Origin of the sequence: Crossiella cryophila (assembly GCF_014204915.1) — a bacterium.
GTDB classification, from domain to species: Bacteria; Actinomycetota; Actinomycetes; order Mycobacteriales; family Pseudonocardiaceae; genus Crossiella; species Crossiella cryophila.
In genome coordinates this window covers 6121716-6147562 of record NZ_JACHMH010000001.1, presented here as the reverse complement: position 1 = coordinate 6147562, position 25847 = coordinate 6121716, and the positions used below count along the sequence as shown (strand labels likewise).

Genomic DNA, 25847 nt, shown 5'->3' with positions numbered 1-25847 from the left:
CGGCGACTATGTCGGCGACCGTGCAGGACGCGATCAGTCAGGTCCCGGCGTGGACGGGGCGGCGGGTGGAACTGCTGCCGATGACCGGCGGTCTGAGCCACCTGGTCGCGCACCTGCGGGTGGACGGGGTGGACCAGGTGCTGCGGGTGCTGGACCCCGCGGTGGCCGAGGCCGGGCTGGGCGTGCCCCTGGCCGAGGAGATCGCCAACACCGTGGTGGCGGCCGAATCCGGTGCGGGGCCACGGGTTCTACACATCATCGAGGCGCTGCCCGCGCTGGTGCTGGAGTACCTGCCGGGTCGCACGCTCGGCTTCGCCGACACCCGCGAACCCGGCCGGATCCCGCAGCTGGCCGCGGCCTGCCGCCGGTTGCACGCCGCGCCGCGGCCCTTCGTCAACGACTTCGACATCTTCGCCAAACAGCGTCGGCTGCTGGAGATCTGCCACCGGCACGGGCTGACCGTCTTCCCCGACTACCTCGACCACCTGCCGATCGCGCAGGAGCTGGAACAGGTCCTGACCGCGGATCCGCCGCCCGCGCGGCCGTGTCACAACGACCTGCTGGCGGAGAACTTCCTGGAGGAGCCCGGCGGCATCCGGATCGTGGACTACCAGCTCAGCGGCATGGGCGATCCCGGGTTCGAGCTGGGCAACATCGCCGCGGAGGGCCAGTTCGACCCCGATCGCCTCGCCCTGCTCGCCAACGCCTACTCCGGCGGCGCCGACCCGCGGCTGACCGCCAGGACGCGGTTGTTCCAGGCGATGTCGGACTTCACCTGGACGCTGTGGTTCTGCATCCACCACGGCCTGCTCAGCAAGCCCGGCAGCACCTTCGACTACTGGGGTGAGGCCGCGGGCAAATGGGGACGGGCCAAGGCCGCCCTGACCGATCCAGGGCTGGGCCGGCTGCTGCAACTGGCCCACTGAGGGCTTGACAGGCTTTGTAGCCTCGCTCACACATATAGGCAATGGTCTGACCGTTGACCAATCAGCCGCTGACCGGACCCCAGGTGGAGGCGCGCGTGAGCACAGAACAGCCCAAGGGCGGGGGAGTGGACTACACCCACGTCGAGGCGGCCTACCTGGAGCAACGCCAGCTCAAGAAAGGCGCGGCCGGCTGGGTCCTGCTCGCCGGGCTCGGCGTCTCCTACGTCATCTCCGGGGACTTCTCCGGCTGGAACTCCGGCCTGGCCCAGGGCGGGTTCGGCGGTCTGCTGATCGCCACCATCCTGGTTGCGGTGATGTACACCTGCATGGTCTTCGGCCTGGCCGAGATGGCCTCGGCGATGCCGGTGGCCGGGGCGGGCTACGGCTTCGCCCGGCGCGCGCTGGGACCACTGGGCGGATTCGCCACCGGCACCGCGATCCTGATCGAGTACACCATCGCGCCCGCGGCCATCTCGGTGTTCATCGGCGGCTACGTCCAGGCGCTCGGCTTGTTCGGGCTGACCAACGGCTGGCCGGTCTACCTGGTCTGTTACGCCATCTTCGTCGGCGTGCACCTCTACGGCGTCGGTGAGGCGCTGCGGCTGATGTTCGTCATCACCGCCATCGCCGTGGTCGGCCTGGTGATCTTCGTGGTGGCCATGATCCCGATGATCGACCTGTCCCGGCTCACCGACATCCCACCCACCGACGCGGTCGGGGCCAGCCCGTTCCTGCCCTTCGGCTACGCCGGGATCCTGGCCGCCTTCGTCTACGGCATCTGGTTCTTCCTGGCCATCGAGGGCGTGCCGCTGGCCGCGGAGGAGGCGCGCGACCCGCGCAAGGACATGCCCAAGGGCATCGTGGCCGCGATGCTGGTGCTGCTGGTCTTCGCCGCGCTGATCCTGATCGCCGCCCCGGGCGGGGCCGGCAGCAACGCGCTGAAGTCCTCGGACAACCCGCTGCCCGCGGCGTTGCGCGCGGTCTACGGCAGCAACGCGGTGATCGCCGACATCGTCAACTACATCGGCCTGGCCGGACTGGTGGCCAGCTTCTTCTCCATCATCTACGGCTACTCCCGGCAGCTGTTCGCGCTGTCGCGGGCCGGGTACCTGCCGCGGAAGCTGTCGGTGACCGGCAAGCGCAAGACGCCGATCCTGGCGCTGCTGGTGCCCGGCGCGATCGGGTTCATCCTGGCCGCGATCACCCAGAACGGCGCCAAGCTGATCAACATCGCGGTCTTCGGCGCTGCCGTGTCCTATGTGCTGATGATGGTCTCGCACATCGTGCTGCGGATCCGCGAGCCGAACCTGCCGCGTCCCTACCGCACCCCGGGCGGGGTGGTCACCACGAGCATCGCGCTGGTGCTGGCCGCCGCGGCGGTGGTGGCCACCTTCCTGGTGGACATCCTGGCCGCCGGGGTCATGGCCGGGATCTTCCTGCTCGCGCTGGCCTACTTCTGGTTCTACAGCCGCCACCACCTGGTGGCGCAGGCCCCGGAAGAGGAGTTCGAGGCGGTGCGTCGCGCCACGGCCGAACTGGAGGACCCGTGAGATCGTGGCGGTCATGAGTTCCGAACCGGAGCCACCCGCCACCCTGGCCGACCAGGCCGTCTTCCGCCCGGTCCGCAGCGGCAACGCCTTCGAGGAGGCGGTGGAGCGGATCCTGCAGGCGATCAAGCTCGGCGTGGTCGGCCCTGGCGAGCGGCTGCCCGCCGAGCGGGATCTGGCGGTGCGGCTGGGCGTGAGCCGGATGACGCTGCGGGAGGCGATCCGGGCGTTGCAGCAGTCCGGGTACGTGGAGTCCCGGCGCGGGCGCTTCGGCGGCACCTTCGTGGTCAACCGGGCCGAGGACGCCCCGCGCGGCAAGGCCCGGCTGCGCAAGCTGGTGGTCGGCATGGGCTCGGTCGGCCTGGAGGACACGCTGACCTTCCGGGAGGTGCTGGAGACCGGCGCGGCGGGTGCGGCGGCGACCCGGCCGTTGCCGGAGCCGGAGCGGGCGCTGCTGCGCGCGGTGCACGAGCAGGTCCGCACCGCCACCCCGGAGACCTACCGGCACCTGGACTCCCGGTTCCACCTGGCCATCGCGCAGATCACCGGGTCGCCCTCGCTGGCCTCGGCGGTGGCCGACAACCGGATGCGGATCAACGAGCTGCTGGACGCGATCCCGTTGCTGGGGCACAACATCGAGCACTCGCACGAACAGCACGAGCGGATCGTGGCGGCGGTGCTGGCCGGGGACGGCCCGGCGGCGCGGGCGGCGATGGCCGAGCACCTGGCGGGCACCGCGGCGCTGCTGCGGGCCTTCCTGAGCTGAGCCTGTCCACACTGGCTGACCTGCGCGCTTGACAGTGGCGCTGGTCACCCACCATCCTGCAAAGGTCCAATCGCAGACCATTACGGAGGCGGTCGTGTCGCAGTCGGGAACCACAGCCCCGCTCTCGCTGGCGCGGCTGCACGAGCTGGTCGACATCGGCCAGATCGACACCGTGCTGCTGGCCATGACCGACATGCAGGGCCGGTTGCAGGGCAAGCGGATCGCCGCCCGGCACTTCCTCGAGGACGTCGTGCCGCACTCCGCCGAGGCCTGCAACTACCTGCTCGCGGTGGATGTGGACATGAACACCGTCGGCGGCTACCAGATGTCCTCCTGGGAAACCGGCTACGGCGACTTCACCCTGCGCCCGGACCTGGACACGCTGCGCCTGGCCACCTGGCACCCGGCCACCGCGCTGGTGCTGGCCGACGTGGTCTGGGCCGACGGCACCCCGGTACCCGCCTCACCGCGGCAGATCCTGCGCCGCCAGCTCGACCGGCTGGCCGAACGCGGCCTGGTCGCCCAGGTCGGCACCGAGCTGGAGTTCATCGTCTTCGACGACAGCTTCGAGCAGGCCTGGAACGCCGGCTACCGGAACATGACCCCGAGCAACCAGTACAACGTGGACTACTCGCTGCTGGGCACCTCCCGGATCGAGCCGCTGCTGCGCCGCATCCGCAACGAGATGACCACCGCCGGGCTGCGGGTGGAATCGGCCAAGGGCGAGTGCAACCCCGGTCAGCACGAGATCGCCTTCCGCTACGCCGAGGCGCTGGCCACCTGCGACAACCACAGCATCTACAAGACCGCCGCGAAGGAGATCGCCGCCCAGGAGGGCAAGAGCCTGACCTTCATGGCCAAGTACAACCAGCGCGAGGGCAACTCCTGCCACATCCACATCAGCCTGCGCGGCGCCGACGGCGACCTGGTCTTCGCAGGCGATCGCCGCCACGGCATGTCCGCGCTGGCCGAGCACTTCCTGGCCGGGCAGCTGGCCCACCTGCGCGGGCTGACCCTGCTGCTGGCACCGAACATCAACTCCTACAAGCGGTTCGTGCCCGGCAGCTTCGCCCCCACCGCGGTGGCCTGGGGCCCGGACAACCGCACCTGCGCACTGCGCCTGGTCGGGCACGGCGGGGCCAGCCTGCGGGTGGAGAACCGGGTGCCCGGCGGCGACGTCAACCCGTACCTGGCCACCGCGGCGCTGATCGCGGCCGGGCTGGACGGCATCGACAACGAACTCCCGCTGGGCGAGGCGCTCACCGGCAACGCCTACGACAGCGACGCCGAGCACGTGCCCTCGACCCTGCCCGAGGCGGTGGAAGCCTTCGAGGCCAGCGAGCTGGCCCGCACCGCCTTCGGCGAGGACGTGGTGGGGCACTACCTCAACGCCGCGCGCATCGAGATCGCCGCGTACCAGGCCGCTGTCACCGACTGGGAGCTGTTCCGTGGCTTCGAACGCCTCTGACGCCCCCGTCATCGGGATCAGCTGCTACCTGGAGACCACCGCCTGGGGCGTGTGGCAACGCCCGGCCGCCCTGCTGCCCGCCAGCTACCTCGACGCGGTCGCCACCGCGGGCGGCATCCCGGTGCTGCTGCCACCGGGCGGCAACGCCGCCAGGGTGCTGCCCCGGCTGGACGGATTGATCCTGGCCGGCGGCGCCGATATCGACCCCCGGCGCTACCAGGCCGAACCCACCGAACACAGCACCGGTATCCGCCCGGACCGGGACAGCTCCGAACTCGCACTGCTCTACCACGCACTGGACCGGCGCACCCCGCTGCTGGCGATCTGCCGGGGCGCGCAACTGCTCAACGTCGGCCTCGGCGGCACCCTGCACCAGCACCTGCCCGAGGTGCTCGGCCACCGCGACCACCAGCCCGCGCCCGGCCGCTTCGGCCGCACCACCGTGCACCTGGAACCGGGCTGCCCGCCGGCCACCCTGCTCGGGGAGAAGATCGAGGTCTCCTGCTATCACCACCAGGCCATCGACCGGCTCGCCCCTGGCCTGGAAGCGGTCGGGCACGCCGCGGACGGCACCATCGAGGCCGTCCGGCAACCCAGCCACCCGTTCGCGCTCGGGGTGCAGTGGCATCCCGAGGAGGACACCACCGACCCAGCACACCCCAGCGCGCCGCTGTTCGCCGCGCTGGTGAGCGCAGCCCGAGGAGCGACCGCGTGAGCGCCACCCACGACCTGATCAACCCGGCCACCGGCGCGGTCTTCGACACCATCGCGCTGGCCGACGCGGCCGCCACCGACGCCGCGATCGAACGCGCGGCCAAGGCGTTCCCGGCCTGGCGGGCGGTCAGCCCCGGCGACCGGGCCCGGCTGTTGCACCGCTTCGCCGAGGCCGTGGACGCCGATCTGGAGAACCTGGCCGCGCTGGAGGTCCGCAACGCCGGGCACACCATCGGCAACGCCCGCTGGGAGGCGGGCAACGCCAGGGACGTGATCCGTTACTACGCGGGCGCCCCCGAACGGCACTTCGGCCGCCAGATCCCGGTGGCGGGCGGCCTCAACGTCACCTTCCACGAACCCCTCGGCGTGATCGGGGTGATCGTGCCGTGGAACTTCCCGATGCCGATCGCCGCCTGGGGCTTCGCCCCCGCCCTCGCGGCCGGGAACACCGTGGTGCTCAAACCGGCCGAGCTGACCCCGCTCACTGCGGTGCGGCTGGCCGAACTGGCCCACCAGGCCGGGATCCCCGAGGACGTCTTCCAGGTGCTGCCCGGCGCGGGCCGGGTGGTCGGCCAGCGCTTCGTCACCCACCCCAGCGTGCGCAAGGTGGTCTTCACCGGGTCCACCGCGGTCGGCAAACAGATCATGGCCGGCTGCGCCGACCAGGTGAAACGCCTGACCCTGGAACTGGGCGGGAAGAGCGCCAACATCGTCTTCGCCGACGCCGACCTGGACAAGGCCGCGGCCAGCGCCCCGTACGGGGTCTTCGACAACGCGGGCCAGGACTGCTGCGCCCGCTCCCGGATCCTCGTCCAGCGCGAGGTCTACGAGCGGTTCCTGGAGCTGCTCGAACCCGCGGTCAAGGGCGTGGTGGTCGGCGATCCGGCCGCCGAGTCCACCGAGATGGGCCCGCTGATCACCGCCGCGCACCGGGACCGGGTCGCCTCCTACGTGGATGAGACCACCGTCGCCTACCGCGGCCAAGCCCCCGCAGGCGACGGGTTCTGGTACCCGGCCACCGTGCTGCTGCCCAAGGACGAGCAGGACCGGGCCTGGCGCGAGGAGATCTTCGGACCGGTGGTCTCGGTGCTGCCCTTCACCGACGAGGCCGACGCGCTGCGGCTGGCCAACGACACCGAGTACGGGCTCTCCGGCTCGATCTGGACCCGCGATGCCGGCCGCGCGCTGCGGGTGGCCCGCGGGGTGGAGGCCGGGAACCTCTCGGTCAACTCGCACTCCTCGGTGCGCTACTGGACGCCGTTTGGCGGGTTCAAGCAGTCCGGGCTCGGCCGTGAGCTGGGACCGGACGCCCTGGACGGGTTCACCGAGGTCAAGAACGTGTTCGTCAGCACTGAGGAGAACTGATGGGACGGCTCACCGACCGCGTCGCGGTCATCACCGGCGCGGCCAGCGGCATCGGTCTGGCCACCACCCGCCGCTTCGCGGAGGAGGGCGCCACGGTGGTGGTCGTCGACATCGACGAGGCCACCGGCAAGCAGGTCGCCGATGAGGTCAACGGCCTGTTCGTGCGCGCCGATGTCACCAGTCCCACCGACGTCGAGGCCCTGTATGCCACGGTGTTCGAGAAGTACGGGCGCATCGACATCGCCTTCAACAACGCCGGCATCTCCCCGCCGGAGGACGACTCGATCCTGACCACGGGCCTGGAGGCATGGCGCAAGGTGCAGGAGGTCAACCTGACCTCGGTGTACCTGTGCTGCAAGTACGTGCTGCCCTACATGCAGCGCGCGGGCAAGGGCTCGATCATCAACACCGCCTCCTTCGTGGCGGTGATGGGCGCGGCCACCAGCCAGATCTCCTACACCGCCTCCAAGGGCGGCGTGCTGGCGATGTCCCGGGAGCTGGGTGTGCAGTTCGCCCGCGAGGGCATCCGGGTCAACGCCCTGTGCCCCGGCCCGGTGAACACCCCACTGCTGCAGGAACTCTTCGCCAAGGACCCCGAGCGCGCCGCCCGCCGCCTGGTGCACATCCCGATGGGCCGCTTCGCCGAGCCCGCCGAGATCGCCGCCGCGGTGACCTTCCTGGCCAGCGATGACTCCAGCTTCATCACCGCCTCCCAGTTCCTCGTCGACGGCGGCCTCACCGGCGCCTACGTCACCCCGCTGTAAGCACTGACGCGTGCCTCCCGCCCCGGTCCCGATGGTGTGGGAGGCACGCGCTCCAGCGCCCCGCCCGATCAGGGCAGGTGCGGCAACCCGTCCGGAGAGTCGGCCCCGCACCGGGTGCACGCGCTGGCCCTGGGCTACGGACCGGGTGAGTTCGGCATCCGCTGGAGCTGGCCGGACTGACCTCAGCGCCGCCGCCGGGCCCCCGCCACCCGGCCAGACCGGGCCGGAGACGCGCTGATCCAGTGGCCGGGCCGGTCCAGCCCGGCTGGCAGCCGGGTCGCGGTGTCGCCCTGGGCGGCGTTGACCTGGAACTGGGTCAGGAACAACGCCGCGGACAGATCCGCGCCCCGCAGGTCGGCGCCGCGCAGGTCAGCCCCGATCAGGTCGGCCAGGGCCAGGTCGACCTCGCGCAGGTTGGCCCCGATCAGGTAGGCGCCCCGCAGGTTCGCCCCGCGCAGTCGTTTTCGGCGCAGGTCGGCGCCGATGAGATCGGCCCCGCGCCGTTCCGGCCCTGGCGCCTCGGCCCGGACCAGCTCACTGACCCGGGTCAGCAGCGGATCCGCCCGCTGCCACCGGGAGGCCACATCCAGCGCGAGCAGTTCGGCCGGGGGCAGCCCGGCCAGCCGCTCCAGTTCGGCCCGCAACTCGTCGAGTTCGGTGCGCAGGGACGCCGCGGCGGGGTGGCGCCGGGCCTCGGTGAGATGCCAGAGCAGTTCGTGCAGTTCCCGCACTACGGGGAAGACCGCGAACATCTCCTTGGCGCGGGCGGGGGAGGAGCGCCAGTCCTGGCCGCCGTAGGTGTGCTGGGCGACCTGCTGACCGGCGCCGAAGCAGTCATAGACGGTGCAGCCGGGGAAACCGCGGTCGCGCAGCTTGGTGTGGATGCCGCAGCGGAAGTCGGCGAGCAGGTTCGGGCACGGCGTGCCCGCGGGTTTGGTGATGGCGAAGTCGGCCGAGGCTGCATAGGCGGGCACAACACAGCACAGTCCGAAACAGTTGGCGCAGTCGGCTCGCAACATCACCCCGCGACTCTAGGCCGCCGGTTGCTTCGGCCGCCGCCGAAGGGTCCCGGTCCTAGCGTCCCCGCCATGCGCACCATCCACCCGAAAATCCTCTACTTCGGCACCCCGGTCGTCCTGCTGAGCACGGAGAACCCCGACGGCAGCACCAACCTGGCCCCGATGTCCTCGGCCTGGGCCCTGGGCCACACCATCGTGCTCGGCCTGGGCGAACAAGGTCAGACCGCCCGCAACCTGCGTGAGCGCCCCGAGCTGGTGATCAACCTGCCCGGCCCCGGCCTGTGGGAAGCGGTGGAACGACTCGCGCCGCTCACCGGCCGTGACCCGGTTCCGGCCGGCAAACCCAGCCATCGCTTCGAGCCCGCGAAGTTCGCCGCCGCCGGACTGACCGAACTGCCCGCGCTCAAGGTCCGGCCGCCCCGGGTGGCCGAATGCCCGCTGCAGCTCGAAGCCGTCGCCACCGAGTCGCGGCCCGGTGGCGACGGGGACTTCGTCATCGTGGAAGCCCAGGTGCTCGCCGTGCACGCCGATCCAGGGCTGGTCGTGCCCGGTACCGAGCACGTCGACCCGGCCCGGTGGCAGCCGCTGATCTACAACTTCCGCCACTACTTCGGCCTCGGCGAGCACCTGGGCCACTCCTACCGCTCCGAGACCGCCACCCGGTGAGCCGCCAGCCCCACCAGCAACGCCGCCCCGGCCAGCCCGGCGCTGACCCACAGCGGCGCCCGGTACCCGTACCCGGCCGCGATGGCCAGCCCACCGGCCCACGGACCCAGCGCCGCGCCGACGTTGAACGCCGCCGTCGCCCCCGCCCCACCCAGCCGCGGCGCACCGACGGCCGCGTACAGCGCCTGGGAGATCAACGTGGCGCCCACCGCGAAGGACAACATCCCCTGCACCAGCACCAGGACCAGCGCGACCACCGGCGCACCCGCGGTCAGCGCGAACAGCGTCCACCCGCACACCAGTGCCACCCCGCCCCCGGCCAGCACCAGCCGCGGCCGGGAATCCGCGATCCGCCCACCCAGGCTCACCCCCAGGAAGGAGCCGATCCCGAACAGCGCCAGCACCGCGGGCACCCAGTCCGCCCCGATCCCGGCCACCTCGGTGACCATCGGCGCCAGATAGGTGAACGTGCAGAACGTCGCGCCGTTGACCAGCGCACCCAGCAGCAACACCAGTGCCAGCCGCGGCCGCCGCAACGCCCGCAGCTCACCACGCACCCCCGGCGCGTCCTCGGCCCGGCCCGCCGGAACCCAGCGCAGGATCGCCACCAGCGCGGGCGCGGAGACCAGGGCCACCGCCCAGAACGCCGACCGCCACCCCCACGCCTGACCCAGCAACGCCCCCGCCGGCACCCCCGCCACACAGGCCAGGGTCACCCCGCCCAGCAGCACCGCGGTCGCCCGGCCCTTGGCGTCGGCCGCCACCAGAGCGGCCGCGGTGGCAAGGGCCACCGCCAGGAACCCGGCGTTGGCCAGCGCCGCCACCACCCTGGTGGCCAGCAGCACCGGATAACTCGTGGTCAGCGCACCCAGCACGTGCACCACCAGGAACACCGACAGGAAGGCCAGCAGCGCGTGCCGGGGCGGCCAGCGCAGGCTCAGGATCGCCATCAGCGGCGCGCCCACGATCATCCCGGCGGCGAAGGCCGAGGTCAGCGCACCCGCGGCCGGGATACTGACGTGCAGATCAGCGGCCAGGTCCGGCAGCAGGCCGGACAACATGAACTCCGAAGTGCCCTGCGCGAACACGGCGAGGGCGAGCAAATACAACACAACAGGCACAGCAGGACTCCGCAACCACAGTGGATCGACAAGGGTGATCGACCGCGGTCCGGCCGGTGGCCGTGAAGAGGCACGCCACCGGGGGACCGGTGGCTACCGTCTGGAAGCCTCGGGGCTGCGCACGAGCGGCAGGCTACAACCCTGAGCGAAACCCGGTCGACGGAGTTTCCGCCCCGGCTAGGGTTTGATCATGTTGACCGGAGCGATCACCCTGCCCGACGGAGCGGTCGTGCGCGGCCGGGGCCTGCGCCACCCCATCCCCGAGGGCCCACAACCCGATTTCGGCCTCTACCTGGGCAGCCCCCGCCTGCGCGCCCGCCACGACGACTCCCTGACCTGGACCCGGCACTGGCTGGAGTGGCCCGACTTCCGGCTGCCCCGCGACCACGCCGAGGCCATCCGCCGGATCACCGCCCTGCACGCCGCAGCCCGCTCCGGACAGCGGGTGGAGGTCGCCTGCAACGGCGGCGTCGGCCGCACCGGCACCGTCATCGCCTGCCTGGCCATCCTGGCCGGCGTGCCACCCACCGAGGCGGTGGCCTGGGCACGGGCCCACCACAACAAGCACGCGGTGGAAACCCCCTGGCAGAAGCGCTGGGTCAGTCGCTTCCCCGGGTAGCCCCCGGCCGCAGCACCAGCTCGGTCGCACAGGCCTCCCGCGGTGCGGCCAGCACCGCGCGCACGGTCTCGGCCACGGTGGCGGGGGAGAGGTAACGCTCCGGCTGATACCGCAACCCCTCCACCGCGCACACGTCCCGCTGCATGTCGGTGGCCACCCGCCCCAGGAACACCGTGGTCACCCGCAACCGCGGCTCCTCCGCACGCAGCGAGTCGGCGAAGGCCCGCAACGCGTACTTGCTCGCCGAGTACGCCCCGCGGGCCGCGTTGGCCTGCAACCCCGCGGTGGAGTTGATCAGCACCACATGCCCGCCCGCCTTGCGCAAGGCCGGGAGCAGCAGCCGGGTCAGCTCGACCACGGCGAACACGTTGACCTCGAAGGTCCGCCGCCACAGCCCGCCGTCGCACTCATCGATCCGCCCGGTGGCCAGCACCCCGGCGTTGTGGATCAGCGCGTCCAGCCGTTCGATCCCTGGCGGCACGTGCAGCGCGCGTGGATCGGCCAGGTTCACCGGCCACGCCTGCGCGTCCGGCAACTCCCGCGCCAGCCGGGTCAGCGCGGGCGATCCCCGGCCACCCAGCACCAGCCGGTGACTGTCCCCCAGAGCGGCGGCGATCCGCGCGCCGATGCCCCGGGAAGCGCCCGTGACCACCGCCGTCGGCTGGTCCTGAGCGCGGGTCGGCGGCACCGGCGCCCCTTCTCCCTCGATGAGCACGGGCAAGTCTGAGTTCGTGCCCCTGCCAGGCGGAAGACTCCCGATGGGTGGTGCGGCCAACCACCCGTTCGACGCTTGTCCGTTACGTCCCCGGCGCGCCATTCTTATCCTCGCACCGGACTGACAACGTTGTCAGAACCGTCGAGGAGGACGCGTGAGATCTCGCAACCGTCGCGCTGTCATCGGCGCACTCGCCGCCATCACCCTGCTGGGCACCGCCATCCCCGGCGCCGCGACCACCGACGACACCCTCATCGCCGACCCCACCCAGTACGTCGACCCCATGATCGGCACCGGCAAGGGCGGCCCGGTCGTCGGCGAGATCAACACCTTCCCCGGCCCCACCGCCCCCTTCGGGATGATCCAGTGGAGCCCGGACAACGGCAACTACGCCGGCTACAACTACCACCTCGGCCCGATCCGCGGCTTCAGCCTCACCCACGCCTCCGTCGGCTGCAGCGCCTTCGGCGACATCCCGATCCTCCCGGTCACCGGCGAGATCGGCCCGGCCCCGTGGAACCGCACCGAGAAGTTCTCCCACCGCACCGAACGCGCCGAGGTCGCCCACTACGGCGTCACCCTCGAGGACTCCAAGATCCGCGCCGAACTCACCGCCAGCACCCGCGCCGGACTGGGCACCTTCACCTACCCCGAGGGCGCCACCGCCCAGGTCCTGATCAAAACCGGCGCCAGCCTGGCAGGCAACAGCGCAGCCACCGTGCGGATCAGCGCCCCCGACGAGATCACCGGCTCCGCCACCACCGGCCGCTTCTGCGGCGAGAGCGGCAACAAGTACACCGTGCACTTCGCCCTGAAGTTCGACCGCCCCTTCACCGCCCACGGCACCTGGGACGGCAGCACCGTCACCCCCGGCGGCACCAGCGCGGACCACCCGAAATCCGGCGCCTACCTCACCTTCGACACCAGCCAGAACCGCCAGCTACGCGCCAAGGTCGCCCTCTCCTACGTCAGCGCCGACGGCGCCCGCGCCAACCTGGCCGAGATCCCCGGCTGGCACCCCGACCCCGTCCGCGCCGCCACCCGCGCCCAGTGGCGCGAACACCTCGGCCGCATCCGCATCGGCGGCGGCACCCCAGCCCACCGCACCACCTTCTACACCGCCCTCTACCACTCCCTGATCCACCCCAACACCTTCAACGACCTCGACGGCCGCTACCCCGGCTTCGACAGCCAGATCCACCAGGTCGAACCCGGCCGCACCCACTACGCCAACTTCTCCGACTGGGACACCTACCGCAGCCTGGCCCCACTGCACGGCTGGCTCTACCCCGACCGCGCCAGTGACATGGCCCAAAGCCTCGTGCTCGCCGCCGTCCAGGGCGGCTGGCTGCCCCGCTGGCCCATGGCCAACGGCTACACCAGCGTGATGAACGGCGACAACAGCGTCCCGCTCCTGGTCAACCTGCACGCCTACGGCGCGACCGGCTTCGACACCCGCACCGCCCTGAAATACATGCTCAAAGGCGCCACCAAGGCCGAACCCGTCCAGTGGGGCTACATCGAACGCCAGGGCATCGAGGACTACCAGAAACTCGGCTACGTCCCCAACGACCGCGCCCTGGTCGGCCACGTCCGCAAAGGCGCCTCCCAGACCCTCGAATACGCCGTCGACGACTTCACCATCTCCCGCTTCGCCCGCACCCTCGGCGACCCCGCCACCGCCGCCACCTACGCCAAACGCGGCGAGTACTGGCGCAACCTGTTCGACCCCAACACCGGCTACCTGCGCCCCAAGGACAGCAAGGGCCAGTTCCCGCCCGGACCCGGCTTCGTGCCACCCCCACCCGGCCAGTTCGGCCAGGACGGCTTCGAGGAGGGCAACGCCGCCCAGTACCGCTGGTTCGTCCCGCACAACATCGCCGGACTCATCACCGCCCTCGGCGGCAAGGCCAAGGCCCAGCCGCTGATGGACGAGTTCTTCACCAAGGTCAACGTCGGCCCCAACGAGCCCTACCAGTGGTCCGGCAACGAGGTCGACTTCTCCACCCCCTGGCTCTACAACTACGTCGGTCAGCCCTGGAAGAGCCAGGCCGTCATCCGCCGCATCCAGAGCGAACTCTTCGCCCCCACCCCCGACGGCCTGCCCGGCAACGACGACCTCGGCGCCCAGTCCTCCTGGTACGTCTGGTCCGCCCTCGGCCTCTACCCGGTCACCCCCGGCACCGCCGACCTGTCCGTGCACACCCCACTGTTCCCCGCCATCCAGATCCGCCCACCCAACGCGGGCGAACTCCACATCACCGCCCCCGGCGCGGGCGCCGCCCGCCCCTACACCACCCAGCTCCGCCTCAACGGCGAGAACTGGGCCCGCACCTGGCTACCCCAACACCTCGTGCGCACCGGCGGCCACCTCGACTTCCGCCTGCGCGCCACCCCCGACACGAACTGGGCAATCACCCCCGACGCCGCGCCACCGTCCTACCAATGACAGTCCTGACCACGATGATGCTCCGGAGCCGATGAGTTTCCGCTCCCGGAAGGGTCTCTACTGCCATGACGACCACGCACACCCTTGAGTTCGCCGGCGCCCAGCTCGTCTACGACGTGCACGGACCACTGCCGGCCGCCGACGGCCGAGCACCGCTGTTCCTGATCGGCCAGCCCATGAGCGCCGACGGCTTCGCCACCCTGACCACCTACCTGACCGACCGCACCGTGATCACCTACGACCCGCGCGGCCTCGGCCGCAGCACCCGTCAGGACGGCCGGGTCGACCACACGCCCACCGGCCAGGCCGAGGACCTGCACGCCATCATCGAAACCCTCGGTGCCGGCCCGGTGGAGATGTTCGCCAGCAGCGGCGGCGCGATCACCGCCCTCGCCCTGGTCACCGCCCACCCCGGGGACGTGACCACCCTGGTCGCCCACGAACCGCCGCTGACCCGGGTGGTGCCCGACGCCGCGGCCGCCGAACGCGCCGCCAACGGCTGGACACAGGCATACCAGGCCAAGGGCTGGGGCGCGGGCATGGCCGCCTTCATCGCCATGACCTCCTGGCAGGGGGAGTTCACCGAGGAGTACTTCGCCCAGCCCCCGGCCGACCCAGCCCAGTTCGGCATGCCCACCGAGGACGACGGCAAGCGCGACGACCCACTGCTCTCCGACCGCTCGCGCGCCGTCGCCGACTACCAGCCCGACCTCACCGCACTGCTCGCCGCACCCACCAGAGTGGTGATCGCGGTGGGGGAGGAGACCGGCGAGGCATTCACCGGACGCACCGCCGTGGCCACCGCCGCCCTGCTCGGCCAGGAAGCCACCGTCTTCCCCAGCCACCACGGCGGCTTCGCAGGCGGCGAATACGGCTACCCCGGACAGCCCGAGGCCTTCGCCGCCAAACTCCGCGAGGTACTCGGCTGAATCCGTTGCCCCGCAACGATTCCGGAAACAACAACAGCGGAAAAGGTCGCGGCGGCCCCGGGGAATTCCCCGCGGGCTACCGCGCCCGCCGCTGCTCCGGCACCGACCGCGCCGCGCAACGCGCACACGCCACCGGCTCGTCCAACAACCAACCCGCCGCCGACAACCACGACACCACCGGCCCCGGCAAATCCGGCCCCGCCGCACACACCAACGGGCCATCACCACACCCATGGCATTCCACATTCAGCACCGGAGCACGCGGCGCGCAACCCACACAGAAACGCCGCACCCGAACCACACCCGCCGCATCCACCAGCAGCCACACCACGGACAGGTCAGCGCGCAGCTGTTCCCTTTCCATCCGGTGCGAAACAACCCGGCCACATTCCGGACACGACCGAACCGCGGTCGAACCCTGCGTCAAGCCGTGCCCTGGGCTGGTCACGGCGCCACCTCCAGGTGAACGGGGGAGCGTCACAACTGTGGTTACCCAACCACGATAAGTGACGGCGCACCCATTCCCAAGCATCTTTTCCGCAACTCGGTGAACAACGACCGTAATCCGACCCAATTCCGGATGAAACCCACCCAGCATCAGTCACCGACAGCCGGCTCACCACCCACCCCCGCCGCCTCCGCAAGCGCCCGGTAAGTGCGGTTGCCCATCACCGCCGCCCGCTGTTCCCGCCCCGTCGCCTCGATGTAGTTCTGGCTCGTATTCAGGTTCGCATGCCCCAGCAACGCCATAATCTCCGCCGCGTTCGCCCCGTCCTCGGCCAACCGGGTGGCAAAGGTATGCCGCAACGCATGCAGGTTCGCCCCCGTCGGCACCCGATCGTGAATACCCGCCGCCCGATAACAACAGCTCACCAGATACTGCAACGCACCCCGCCCGATCGGCTCACCCCGCAGATCCAGCAACAACGCCGACTCCCGCCCGAACCGCGCCTGCGGAAACCGAGCCCGGCACGAAGCCAGATACCGCCCCAGCACCGCCTCCATCGGCGCACTGATCGGAATCGACCGCTCCCGGCTGCCCTTGCCCCGCACATGCAACCGCTGCTCACCCGGCCGCCCCACCACACTGCTGACCAGCAACGCCCGCATCTCCGCCGACCGCAACCCGGTCACCAGCCCCAACCCCACCACCAGCAGATCCCGCTCCGGCCACGGATCCCGCGACTTCCGCTCACCCGAGGCCACCGCCGAGAGCAACTGCTCCGGCGTGTCCTCACCCCGCAACGGCTTCGGCATCGACGCCGCCGGCCGCGGCCGCGCCACCGCCCCCATCGGATTCCCCGCCACCAGACCATCGGCCACACAGAAGTTCATGAACTGATTCCACGTCGACCAGGCCCGCGACACCGACGTCTTGGCATGGGTCTCCGCGAAAGACCCGAACGCCTCCCGCAACGCCCCCGCACCCACCGCCGCCAACTCCAGCGCCGGGGGAGCGCACCCGGCGGCCCCGGCCAGCAACACCGAGATCCCCGCCAGATCACGCCGATACGCGGCAGTGGTGTGCGGGGAATCCTTGCGGGAGCGACGCGCGAGGAAGAACGACTCCTGGGCCTGCGACAACAACACACCCAGAGGAATACCGCACACCACCGACAAAGATCGACACGGCCGGTGACCAACCCCCTACCCACCCCCGGCCACGCTCACCCAGCGTCAACACCGAGAGCCACTCCGCCACACCCCCGAACCACAGGGCAATCGCCCGCCCCATCGGTTACGTTGACCGCGCAAGCGTCCGACACCCGCACGGCTGGATGGTGGAGATGCAGGGCATCGAGGAGTTCTGGCACTGGTGGCAGCAGGAAGGCGCCACCCTGCTCGCCAACGCCATCCACTCCGGCGACTTCGCCGACCTGCCCGAACAGATGGCCCACCTGGTCAACGCCATCAACAAGGACCTGCAATGGGAACTCGGCCCCGGCCGCGACGCCCAGCACTCACTCTGCGTCACCGCCAACGGCGACCCGGCCCTGCGCCCGCTCACCGAACGCTGGCTGCGCGCCGCCCCCGCCCCTGACGCCACCTGGGAGTACCGCGCCGCCCGCCAGGCCGACCCCAACGTGCTCAACCAGCAACTCGACTTCGCCGACTGGGAACTCGACCTCGAACAAACCCGGCTCTCCCTGACCGTCGACGAACAGTCCCTGCTGGTCGACGTCACCGTGCACCACCCGCAGTTCCCCAACATGCCCGAGGACGCCGCCCTCCAGATCGCCTTCCTCACCCTCACCTGGCTACTCGGCGAAGACGACCTCGAACGCTGGATCGGCGAGGTCAACACCGCCGCCGAACAACCAGCCGACGCCCTACCGGCCGATGCGCTCCCCGAGACCGTGCACGCCATGGCCGCCCGCCACCCCGAACCCAGCTGGGTGGTCATGGAAGGCGAAGGCCAGGACGGCGCCCGCCTCACCGCCATCGCCATGCGCCCCATGCGCTGGATCGACCACCCACTCCTGGACCTGCACGCCGGCATCACCCTGCGCTACCCGACCCAGGACCCCCGCGACCTGCCCACCAGCGCCGGCCTCACCGACCTGCAGGACCTCGAGGACGACCTCATGCGCCACCTCGACGCCGCCGCCCTGCTCGTCGCGCACGAGACCGGCCGCGGCACCCGCACCCTGCACCTCTACTGCGACTCCACCGACACCGCCACCCTGGCCACCATCACCACCTGGGTGCACGGCCAGCCCACCGCCACCCTGGACACCCAGTCCGACCCAGCCTGGGACCAGGTCGGCCACCTCCGCTGATCCAGCGGGGGACTCACAGCTCCGAGGCGCCCCACTCCAGCACCGACAGCTCATCGCCCACCGAGAGCTTCCCGGACCGCAGCACCGCGAACTTCACCCCGAAGGCCACCCCGCCCTGCGCCGCCCGCCGGTACTTCGCCAGCGACCGCAACGGCTCCGGTCCCTGCTTCACCCCGGACTCCTGATCCACCGTGGTCACCGCACACCGGATGGCCAGCTTGGTGTACCCCAGCTCCACATCCCCGATCCGCAACCGCCGCAGCTCGTCCTCCACGTGCGGTCCGTCCCACCCCTCGACCACGATGTTGGCCCGGAACCGCGACATCGGCAGCGCCACCGCCCCCGCGGCCACCATCCGCTCGTTCAACCCGGCCAGCGAATCCACCGACAACAGGTGCACCGCACTGCTGTCGGCGAAACCCGAGGTCCCCGGCGTCAACCCGTCGGTGGCCCGGTCATGCTCCGGCGGCACCCGCACCAACCGGCACGGATCACCCACCACCGCCGACAACCACGCCGCCGCGGCCTCGCCCTGATCGATCGCCCGATACGGATCGCCGAACATCTCCACCGGTCGCCGCGGACCCACCGCGTCGACCTCGACGTCCACCGACTCGAACCCCTCGGCCGACAATCGCAGCACCTCGCCGCCACCCAGCACCTGCGGGCACACCAGCGCCAGCCGCGGATCCCGCCGCTGCGACCGGAACACCCCCTCCGGGCTGACCACCATGAAACTGCGGTCCAACGCCAGCCCAGCCGGGTTCACCAGCGCATCCGGCACCGAGATGCCAGCGCACCCCTTGATCGGGAAGTAGTTCAGCTCCAACACCCTCGCCACCACCCGGACGCTACCGGCCGACCCCGTCACCGCGATCCGAATATCGCCGCATTCACCTCCGGCAGACACCTCCGGCAGAACTAGCCCAGCAACCCTGCCAACGGCCCCGCCCGCCGCACCGAACCGGGGGAGACCCCGGCGATCCGCTTGAACGCCCGGCTGAACGCCGCCTCCGACAGATACCCCAGCTCCCGCGCCACCACGGCCACCGGCACCTCCCCGGACCGCAACCGCCCCACCGCCACGTGCATCCGCCACCGCGTCACGTACTGCATCACCGGCTCACCCACCAGCTCGGTGAACCGCGCCGCGAACGCCGACCGCGACATCGCCACCGCCGCGGCCAGACTCGCCACCGTCCACGCCCGTGCGGGCTCCCGGTGCACCAGCGCCACCGCCCGCCCCACCTGCGGATCCCGCAACGCCCCCAGCCACCCCGCCCGCGCCGCCGGATCCGTGCCCAGCCAGCTCCGGATCGCCTGGATCACCAGCACATCGGCCAGCCGGGTGATCACCGTCTCGCCACCGGGCCGCAGCTCCCGCGCCTCGGCCGCCAGCAGTCGCAGCGTGGCGTCCAGGGCCGGGTCGGCCACCGCCATCAGCCGGGGGAGCCGCGCCATCAGCCCATATCCGGTCGGGTGGTCGAAACGCACCGCCCCGCACACCAGGCTCGTCGACTTGCCACCACCACCGTGCCGCAGGATCGCGTACCGCTCGCTGACGTACTCGTGCGGGATGTCCTGGATCACCGGGGGAGCGGGCAGCCCCGGCTCACTCCACAGCTCATGTCCTTGCCCGTGCGGCACCAGGACCAGCTCGCCGGGGGAGACCTGGCGCGGGGCCTGGCCGGGTACGGAGAGCCAGTAGCGGCCCGCGGTGACGACGTGGAACCACAGGCAGTCACCCATCGGCGGCAGGTCCAGCCGCCACGGCTCGGTCAGCTCGGACCGGAAGTACCAGGCCCCGTCCATCCGCAGGTGGTGCAGGGCCGCGCCCAGCGGATCGGCCGGCGGCGCCGGGGGAGAGGTGAGGTCCACCCGTCCGAGTATCCGCACCCGACTGGCCCGGCGTCCACGTCGGCTGGACGAAGGAACAGGAAAACGCGCGCTTCAGGCATGGATCATCCGCCGAACGGCACTCAGACTGGACGCACTGCACAACACTGGGAGGACACCATGATCGCGCTGACCGTCGTCGCCGAGAGCACCACCGCCATCCTGACCGGCCTGTTCTTCACCTTCTCCGCCGTGGTGATGCCCGCACTGGCCAAACGCCCGGCGCAGGAGGCCGCCGAGGTCATGCGGCAGGTCAACCGCACCATCGTGAACCCGCTGTTCCTGCTGGCCTTCCTGGGCGCGCCGATCAGCAGCGCGGTGCTGGCGGTGCTCGAGGGCTTCCCGCTGCTGCCCACCATCGCCGCCGTGCTGGTGGTAGGGGGGATGCTCGCGGTGACGGCCATCGTGAACGTGCCGATGAACAACGCCCTGGACGCCGCCGACCCGGCCACGCCGGCGGGGCAGGAGCTGTGGCGCGGCTTCCTGCGCCGCTGGACCGGGTGGAACCACCTGCGCACGATCGCCTGCCTCGGCGCCACCGTCCTGTACGCCCTGGCGTGACCAAATCCGCCAGACTGCTGACTCCCCCATGATTCTTCTGGTTTCGTGCATAATAGCGGTTATGCACGAAACGCCCATCTGACCAGCACGGATACCGGCTCCATGCCCCGCGGGGGATGCGTTGTGCCGCTGGTCGCCCGAGTTCGCCAGAACGCTTCCTCCGACGAAACTCCGCCGACGCGCCAGCCCGACCTGCCGCTGGACGGCTCTCAGTGGGCGGCCCGGAGGAGCCCGACGGGGAATGTGTCGCCGCAGAAGCTGGGATCACCTCGAATTCGCCGGGCCCCAGGGTCAACTAGCGTCACAGTGACGTAATGACCCGGTATGCCCGGGTTACCCGGAAACCGAGGATCTGAGGCTTCAGCGGCCGCTCAAGGCACCCATCGGCTCGGCTGGTCGCCGGAACGCTCGCCCATCGCCGCGCCGCCCGGCATTCCGCCGCGTGTCGACGCGACGGACGACGGCCGGGCCGTGGGTCGGCGCGTTAGCGACGCGGCCGTGCGACGGCACGCGAAGGCAACGCGCACGTTGGCGAACAAGTCGAAAACCAGCCTGATCTGCCCCTTTCGGCGCCTGCTGGTTTCTGACCGATAATCTACATTATGTTAAGTAGTGGTTCTGGGGCCCACTCCTTCGAGTGGAGCGGCTGCCCAGGCCGGTGAAGCCCGGCCGACCACGTGCACGGCGGTCCTACCATCGGCCAAGATCCGTTGGGAGGAAACCCGTGGCTGACAAGGTGACCGGCGCGCGGACCGAGGTCGAGCTGACCGTCGAGGTCGCGCCGGAGAAGCTGTGGGAGATCATCACCGACGTCGCCAGGATCGGCGAGTTCAGTCCGGAGTGCACCGGCGGGGCCTGGCTTGACTCCGACTCCCCCGGCCCTCGGGTCGGTGCCCGGTTCGCCGGTCACAACGAGTACGGGGACGGCTTCTCCTCCGACGTGCTGTGCGTGGTGACCGAGTCCGAGCCGGGCCGGGTCTTCGGCTGGGTGGTCCTCGACGACGCGGAGGATCCGGCGCTACCCGGCACGACCTGGCGTTATGAGCTGTCCGGCGCCGCGTTCGGGCGGACGGTGGTGCGGCAGACCTTCCTGCACGGTCCCGGGGACACCGGGTTGCGGGAGATGGTCGCCGGGTTGTCACCGGTGGTGGCCGCGGCCGGGGTGCGGGAGCGGCTGGGGCAGATCCGGGAGCACATGACCGAGACGATCACCGCGATGGCCGAGCGGGGTTGAGTCGGGCGGCAGTCAGACGACAGCGAAGCTTCAGGCCAGCAAGATACCGTTTACTTCATGATCGGAAACGGCCTGGCCAGGTGCGGGGTGCTGCTGCTGACGGCGGCGCTGGCCGGGTGCGCCGGTCCCCCTCGCGGGGCCACTCCCCCGGGCAAGCCCGCGGTGCCGGTGTTCGACCAGGACCGGCTGGAGTTCGGGGTGCGGTCGGTGCTGGTGGACCGGTACGAGGTGACCGGGCTGGACATCGTGCGGTGTCCCAGTGGGCAGCCGATCGAGGACGCGCGGATCTTCTCCTGCCTGGCGGTGCTGTCCGGGGAGTCCAAGCAGGTGCGGGTGACGGTGCGCGGGGCCAACGGGACCTTCGAGGTGGATCGGCCCGGATAAAGCGTTCGTACCGGATGGGTGAGCTTTGTTAGGGTTCCGGCACGCTCTCCGAGCCGAGGAAAGGGAGGTGGTAACCGTGATCGCACGTTCGTTGCCGATCTGGTGCTCCCCCTTCGCTGCGAGGGCGTCGAAGTTCTGACTGGGGAGCGCTGAGCTTTCCGAAGGGACTTCTTCTCATGACCGATCTGGTCATTCGTTCGATCGAGCCCGGCGAGGAGCGGCTGTTCGCCTCGCTCCCGGATCCCGCCCTGGTGGGCAGGGCGCGGTTCGGACAGGACTACCTCACCATGGCCGCTACCGGCGCTTATCGTCCGGAGTGGACCTGGGTGGCGCTGCGCGAGGACGTGGTCGTGGCGCGCGCTGCCTGGTGGGGTGGTCCGAAGGACAGTAAGCCGATCACGCTCGACTGGTTCGACTTCATCGATGGCGCGGCCGCGACGGAGTTGCTGAACACCTCTCCCCTGCGGGCCGAGTACGAGCTGCGGTTGCCGCCGGGCTGGCGGGCCGATCCGGCGGCGCGGGCCGCTGGTGAGAGCCGGATCGCCGCGGCGGAGGCAGCCGGGTACCGGGTGCTGGTGGAACGGTTCCGGTACCTGTGGACGCCGGAGTGCGGGGTGCCCGATCGGCCGGGGCGGTTGGTGTTCCGGCCTGCTCCGGATGAGGAATCGGTGCTGCAGGCGTTCCGGTTGATCCACCAGGGCAGCCTGGACGCGCATGTGCGGTTGCGGGTCGAGGAGGACGGCCTGGAGGCGGCGGCGCAGGAGGAGCTGGACTACCTCAAGTGGCTGCCGAGTCCGCGCAGCGCCTGGTTGCTGGCGTACACGCCTGCGGGTGAGCTGGTGGGGATCACGGTGCCCGGTCATACCCCGTCGGACCCGGTTGTCGGGTATATCGGGGTGGTTCCGGAACAACGCGGGCATGGTTATGCGTTTGACCTGTTGGTCGAGGCGACGCAGGTGCATGCCGAGGCCGGGGTGGACCGCATCGCGGCCGCCACCGATCAGACGAACACGCCGATGGCGGCGACGTTCGCCCGTGCCGGGTATCCGGTGCAGATGGAGCGCGTCGACCTGGTGTGAGTGTGTGGGGTGGTCCTTCGGGGCCGCCCCACACTGCTGTCTGGGGCAGGATGCGCGGTATGCGGTTCGCGATCTATGTGCCCTGTTATGGCCCGTATGGGGATCCGGCGTTGCTGGTGGAGCTGGCGGTGGCCGCCGAGCAGGCCGGGTGGGACGGGTTTTTCATGTGGGATCACCTGGTGGCGGCGCCGCCGGTGGCTGATCCGTGGGTGACGCTGGGTGCGGTGGCGGCGCGGACCAGCCGGATCCGGTTCGGGCCGATGATCGTGCCACTCCCCCGTCGTCGGCCGTGGAAGCTGGCGGCCGAGGCGGGCACGTTGCAGCGGTTGTCGGGTGGGCGGTTGTTGCTGGGGCTGGGTATGGGGGTGCCGCGGGACTACGCGCAGTTCGGGGAGGCTGAGCCTGCCGCGGCGCGGGCCGGGCGGTTCCGCGAGGGTGTGGAGTTGCTGGGGCGGTTCTTCGCCGGTGAGCGGGTGCACCATGAGGGGGCGAATTTCCAGGTCAGTGATGTGGAGTTCGCGCCGGTGCGGGTGCCGTTGTGGACGAGTGGGTTGTGGCCGCGCAAGGCGCCGTTCCTGGCCGCGGCGCGGGTGGACGGGTTGTTCCCGATCGTGCGGGATGAGGATGGGTTCGTGTTGCCGACGCCGGAGCAGGCGGGGCGGATCAAGGCGGATTTCGTCGCTTCGGGTGGTCGGGTGGAGGTGGATCTGGCGTTGTGGGGCAGTGGGGTGCAGCCGTCGGCCGGTCAGGTGTCGGAGTACGCCGATGCCGGGGTGAGCTGGTTGTTGTGGGATGGGTGGCGGCGTTCGGTGGCGGAGTTGCGGGCGGTGGTGGCCGCCGGTCCCCCGCGGTGAGGGTGACCGGCGGCGGGGTCGGTCAGGGGCAGAAGGCGGCGTTGATGGCCTCGCCGACGCCGTTGGACTGGGCGTCGGTGAGGTAGGCCTGGTTGACGATGATGGAGGCTTTGCGGCCGGTGGTGGTGACGGCGCTGTAGGTGAACCAGCCGAAGACGCTGCCCGCGTGTCCCCACCAGCGCACGCCGCAGGGCAGGTCGCGGGCGTTGATGCCCAGGCCGTAGCCCCAGCCGTCGCCGGAGGGCACGGTGCGGGTGAGGTCGGCGTGCTGGGCCGGGGGCAGGAGGTCGCCGTTGACCAGGGTGTCGAAGAAGCGGGTGAGGTCGGCGCTGGTGGAGATCATGGCGCCGGCGGCGTGGAAGGCGGTGGTGTTGAGGCGGGTGAAGTCGGCGCGGCGGCCGTCTTCGAGGATCTGGTAGCCGCGGGCGTGTGGGCCGGGCAGGCCGAGGTCGTCCTCGGTGGGGACGCTGGTGTCGCGCAGGCCGAGGGGTTTGATGATGCGGCGGGTGACTTCCTCGCCCCAGCGGTGGCCGGTGAGTTTCTCGATGAGCAGGCCGGCCACGACGTAGCCGGTGTTGCTGTAGCGCCATTGGGTGCCGGGGGCGAAGTCGGGCTGGTGGTTGAGGGCGATGTCGAGCAGGTCCTGGGCGGTGAAGTGGCCGTAGCGGACCTTCTCGTAGCCGCGGCCTTCGAGTTCGCCGACGTGTTCGGGCAGGCCGCTGGTGTGCTGGAGGAGCTGGCGGACGGTGATGCGGTTGCCGTCGTTGCCGTTGCGGTTGATCAGGCCGGGCAGGTGTTGGCCGACGGTGTCCTCGAGGGTGAGGCGGCCTTCGGCGGCGAGTTGCAGTACGACGGTGGCGACGAAGGTCTTGGTGATGCTGCCGATGCGGGCGGTGCTGTCGCGCGGGATGGGTGCGCCGGTGCCGAGGTCGCCCTTGCCGCTGGTGAAGACGTGGGTGCCGTTGAGCCGGAGCTGGGCGCCGGGGAGGTCGTGTTTCCTGGTCAGGTTGTCCACCGCTTGTTGCACGCGTGGGTGTCGCGGTGGGGTGGCTGCTGCCGGGGTGGTGGCCAGCAGCAGGGCGGTGGTGGTGGCCGCGGCGAGGCGGATGATCATCAGGTGGTCCCCCGGGTCTGCTTGATCGTGTGATCCACTGTTGGGTATTGAGCCCGATTCCGGGGGTCTGGTCCCCCGCAGTTGACGGGAGTCACACGTGCAGTTGCTTCGCCTTGACCGGGGTTCGGCCGGGTTGGCCGTGCTGACCGTGGACGCGCCGCCGTTGAACCTCTACACCGCTCAGTTGCAGGAGGAGCTGGTCGAGGCGATCTCCCGGGTGGAGGCGGATCCGCCGAGGGCGTTGCTGATCCGGGCGGAGGGCAAGGTGGTCAGTGGCGGGGTGGATGTGTCGTTGTTCGCCGCGCAGGCCGATGCGGTGGCGGCGAAGGCGTTGTTCGACGAGATGCTGGCGGTGCCGGAGCGGATCGCGGCGTTGCCGTTCCCGACGGTGTTCGCCGCGCACGCGTTGTGCCTGACCTGGGCGGTGGAGGTGGCGCTGGCCTGTGATCTGTTGCTGGCCAGTGAGAAGGCCGGTTTCGGGCTGGTGGAGAACGTGATCGGGTTGACCCCGACGATGGGTGGCACGCAGCGGTTGGCGGCGCGGGCCGGGGTGGCGCGGGCGAAGGAGTTCGTGTTCACCGGGGATCGGTATCCGGCGGAGACGTTGCGGGAGTGGGGTGTGGTGAACCGGGTGCTGCCGGTTGAGGGGTTCGCCGAGGCGGCGGTGGCGTTGGCGGCGCGGTTGGCGAGTGGTCCGACGCTGGCGCACGCGGCGACCAAGCGGGTGCTGGCGCATTTCGAGCGTGGTGGGGTGGCGGAGGCGAACCGGGAGGTGACCGGGATCGCGGCGGCGTTGTGGGACACCGAGGATCTGCGGGGCGGGGTGCGATCGTTCTTGAGCGAAGGGCCGGGGAAGGCCACGTTCGTGGGTCGGTGA

The 25847-nt window shown here is 70.8% G+C and carries 26 protein-coding genes; 19 read left to right on the top strand and 7 right to left on the bottom strand.

Features of this window, described 5'->3' with window-relative positions:
• Window positions 1-8 precede the first annotated feature (8 nt).
• The 8 genes from HNR67_RS26990 to HNR67_RS26955 all read left to right on the top strand — a co-directional run bounded on the left by HNR67_RS26990 (window position 9) and on the right by HNR67_RS26955 (window position 7730).
• Entirely contained in the window at window positions 9-926 is a 918-nt protein-coding gene (locus HNR67_RS26990; RefSeq protein WP_185005011.1) for a phosphotransferase, read from the top strand.
• Between the two features lie 95 nt (window positions 927-1021).
• Window positions 1022-2476: an ethanolamine permease gene (eat, locus tag HNR67_RS26985; protein ID WP_312988137.1), complete on the top strand. Its 1455-nt coding sequence runs from the start codon at window positions 1022-1024 to the stop codon at window positions 2474-2476.
• A 13-nt stretch (window positions 2477-2489) separates the two neighbouring features.
• Window positions 2490-3239 carry a FadR/GntR family transcriptional regulator gene (locus HNR67_RS26980; RefSeq protein ID WP_185005010.1) on the top strand — a complete coding sequence of 250 codons (750 nt, stop codon included), beginning with the start codon at window positions 2490-2492 and terminating at the stop codon, window positions 3237-3239.
• A gap of 94 nt (window positions 3240-3333) precedes the next feature.
• A complete protein-coding gene (locus HNR67_RS26975) occupies window positions 3334-4707 on the top strand; it encodes a glutamine synthetase family protein (protein ID WP_312988135.1) in 1374 nt (457 codons plus the stop codon).
• Window positions 4688-5422, top strand: a complete 735-nt coding sequence (locus HNR67_RS26970) for a gamma-glutamyl-gamma-aminobutyrate hydrolase family protein (RefSeq protein ID WP_185005009.1) — start codon at window positions 4688-4690, stop codon at window positions 5420-5422. The genes HNR67_RS26975 and HNR67_RS26970 overlap by 20 nt, the downstream gene beginning before the upstream one ends.
• A complete protein-coding gene (locus HNR67_RS26965) occupies window positions 5419-6786 on the top strand; it encodes an aldehyde dehydrogenase family protein (RefSeq protein WP_185005008.1) in 1368 nt (455 codons plus the stop codon). The genes HNR67_RS26970 and HNR67_RS26965 overlap by 4 nt, the downstream gene beginning before the upstream one ends.
• Window positions 6786-7550, top strand: a complete 765-nt coding sequence (locus HNR67_RS26960; protein WP_185005007.1) for a 3-oxoacyl-ACP reductase — start codon at window positions 6786-6788, stop codon at window positions 7548-7550. The genes HNR67_RS26965 and HNR67_RS26960 overlap by 1 nt, the downstream gene beginning before the upstream one ends.
• Window positions 7551-7586: 36 nt before the next feature.
• The gene (locus HNR67_RS26955) at window positions 7587-7730 is read left to right on the top strand and encodes a hypothetical protein (RefSeq protein ID WP_185005006.1); all 144 of its coding nucleotides are present in this window, start codon (window positions 7587-7589) and stop codon (window positions 7728-7730) included.
• Between the two features lie 2 nt (window positions 7731-7732).
• On the opposite strand, the gene HNR67_RS26950 is transcribed toward HNR67_RS26955, so the two are convergent.
• Window positions 7733-8569, bottom strand: coding sequence for a pentapeptide repeat-containing protein (locus HNR67_RS26950; protein ID WP_185011145.1), 837 nt, complete (start codon window positions 8567-8569; stop codon window positions 7733-7735).
• 69 nt (window positions 8570-8638) lie between these two features.
• On the opposite strand from HNR67_RS26950, the gene HNR67_RS26945 reads away from it, so the two are divergent.
• Window positions 8639-9235, top strand: a complete 597-nt coding sequence (locus tag HNR67_RS26945; RefSeq protein WP_185005005.1) for a flavin reductase family protein — start codon at window positions 8639-8641, stop codon at window positions 9233-9235.
• Here HNR67_RS26945 and HNR67_RS26940 read toward each other — a convergent pair.
• Window positions 9208-10356: a Cmx/CmrA family chloramphenicol efflux MFS transporter gene (locus HNR67_RS26940; protein ID WP_185005004.1), complete on the bottom strand. Its 1149-nt coding sequence runs from the start codon at window positions 10354-10356 to the stop codon at window positions 9208-9210. The genes HNR67_RS26945 and HNR67_RS26940 overlap by 28 nt on opposite strands.
• Window positions 10357-10546: 190 nt before the next feature.
• Between HNR67_RS26940 and HNR67_RS26935 the strand changes: the two genes are divergently transcribed.
• Window positions 10547-10975 (top strand): protein-tyrosine phosphatase family protein, encoded by a 429-nt coding sequence (locus HNR67_RS26935; RefSeq protein WP_185005003.1) that lies wholly within the window; start codon window positions 10547-10549, stop codon window positions 10973-10975.
• On the opposite strand, the gene HNR67_RS26930 is transcribed toward HNR67_RS26935, so the two are convergent.
• Window positions 10956-11663: an SDR family oxidoreductase gene (locus tag HNR67_RS26930; RefSeq protein WP_312988132.1), complete on the bottom strand. Its 708-nt coding sequence runs from the start codon at window positions 11661-11663 to the stop codon at window positions 10956-10958. The two genes, HNR67_RS26935 and HNR67_RS26930, sit on opposite strands and share 20 nt — an antisense overlap.
• A 181-nt stretch (window positions 11664-11844) precedes the next feature.
• Between HNR67_RS26930 and HNR67_RS26925 the strand changes: the two genes are divergently transcribed.
• Both HNR67_RS26925 and HNR67_RS26920 read left to right on the top strand, forming a co-directional pair.
• Window positions 11845-14139 carry a GH92 family glycosyl hydrolase gene (locus tag HNR67_RS26925; RefSeq protein WP_312988131.1) on the top strand — a complete coding sequence of 765 codons (2295 nt, stop codon included), beginning with the start codon at window positions 11845-11847 and terminating at the stop codon, window positions 14137-14139.
• 65 nt (window positions 14140-14204) lie between these two features.
• Complete coding sequence (locus HNR67_RS26920; RefSeq protein ID WP_185005001.1) at window positions 14205-15068, top strand: alpha/beta fold hydrolase; 864 nt, start codon at window positions 14205-14207, stop codon at window positions 15066-15068.
• A gap of 597 nt (window positions 15069-15665) precedes the next feature.
• On the opposite strand, the gene HNR67_RS26915 is transcribed toward HNR67_RS26920, so the two are convergent.
• Window positions 15666-16658, bottom strand: a complete 993-nt coding sequence (locus HNR67_RS26915) for a tyrosine-type recombinase/integrase (protein WP_185005000.1) — start codon at window positions 16656-16658, stop codon at window positions 15666-15668.
• Window positions 16659-16846: 188 nt separating this feature from the next.
• Between HNR67_RS26915 and HNR67_RS26910 the strand changes: the two genes are divergently transcribed.
• Window positions 16847-17848: a DUF695 domain-containing protein gene (locus tag HNR67_RS26910; protein WP_185004999.1), complete on the top strand. Its 1002-nt coding sequence runs from the start codon at window positions 16847-16849 to the stop codon at window positions 17846-17848.
• 13 nt (window positions 17849-17861) lie between these two features.
• Here the strand turns inward: HNR67_RS26910 and HNR67_RS26905 are convergent, their stop codons facing one another.
• The gene (locus HNR67_RS26905; protein ID WP_185004998.1) at window positions 17862-18689 is read right to left on the bottom strand and encodes an MOSC domain-containing protein; all 828 of its coding nucleotides are present in this window, start codon (window positions 18687-18689) and stop codon (window positions 17862-17864) included.
• Between the two features lie 80 nt (window positions 18690-18769).
• Entirely contained in the window at window positions 18770-19726 is a 957-nt protein-coding gene (locus tag HNR67_RS26900; protein WP_312988127.1) for an AraC family transcriptional regulator, read from the bottom strand.
• 138 nt (window positions 19727-19864) lie between these two features.
• Here HNR67_RS26900 and HNR67_RS26895 point away from each other — a divergent pair, with 138 nt between their 5' ends.
• The 5 genes from HNR67_RS26895 to HNR67_RS26875 all read left to right on the top strand — a co-directional run bounded on the left by HNR67_RS26895 (window position 19865) and on the right by HNR67_RS26875 (window position 23856).
• The gene (locus HNR67_RS26895) at window positions 19865-20305 is read left to right on the top strand and encodes an anthrone oxygenase family protein (protein ID WP_185004997.1); all 441 of its coding nucleotides are present in this window, start codon (window positions 19865-19867) and stop codon (window positions 20303-20305) included.
• Window positions 20306-21029: 724 nt separating this feature from the next.
• On the top strand, window positions 21030-21539 hold the full coding sequence (locus HNR67_RS26890) for an SRPBCC family protein (RefSeq protein WP_185004996.1): 510 nt from the start codon (window positions 21030-21032) through the stop codon (window positions 21537-21539).
• Between the two features lie 57 nt (window positions 21540-21596).
• Window positions 21597-21923, top strand: coding sequence for a DUF4333 domain-containing protein (locus HNR67_RS26885; protein ID WP_185004995.1), 327 nt, complete (start codon window positions 21597-21599; stop codon window positions 21921-21923).
• 176 nt (window positions 21924-22099) lie between these two features.
• Entirely contained in the window at window positions 22100-23002 is a 903-nt protein-coding gene (locus HNR67_RS26880) for a GNAT family N-acetyltransferase (protein WP_185004994.1), read from the top strand.
• Window positions 23003-23061: 59 nt separating this feature from the next.
• Complete coding sequence (locus HNR67_RS26875; protein WP_185004993.1) at window positions 23062-23856, top strand: LLM class flavin-dependent oxidoreductase; 795 nt, start codon at window positions 23062-23064, stop codon at window positions 23854-23856.
• Window positions 23857-23878: 22 nt separating this feature from the next.
• On the opposite strand, the gene HNR67_RS26870 is transcribed toward HNR67_RS26875, so the two are convergent.
• Window positions 23879-24970 (bottom strand): serine hydrolase domain-containing protein, encoded by a 1092-nt coding sequence (locus HNR67_RS26870; protein ID WP_185004992.1) that lies wholly within the window; start codon window positions 24968-24970, stop codon window positions 23879-23881.
• A gap of 97 nt (window positions 24971-25067) precedes the next feature.
• Between HNR67_RS26870 and HNR67_RS26865 the strand changes: the two genes are divergently transcribed.
• The gene (locus tag HNR67_RS26865) at window positions 25068-25847 is read left to right on the top strand and encodes an enoyl-CoA hydratase/isomerase family protein (protein ID WP_312988125.1); all 780 of its coding nucleotides are present in this window, start codon (window positions 25068-25070) and stop codon (window positions 25845-25847) included.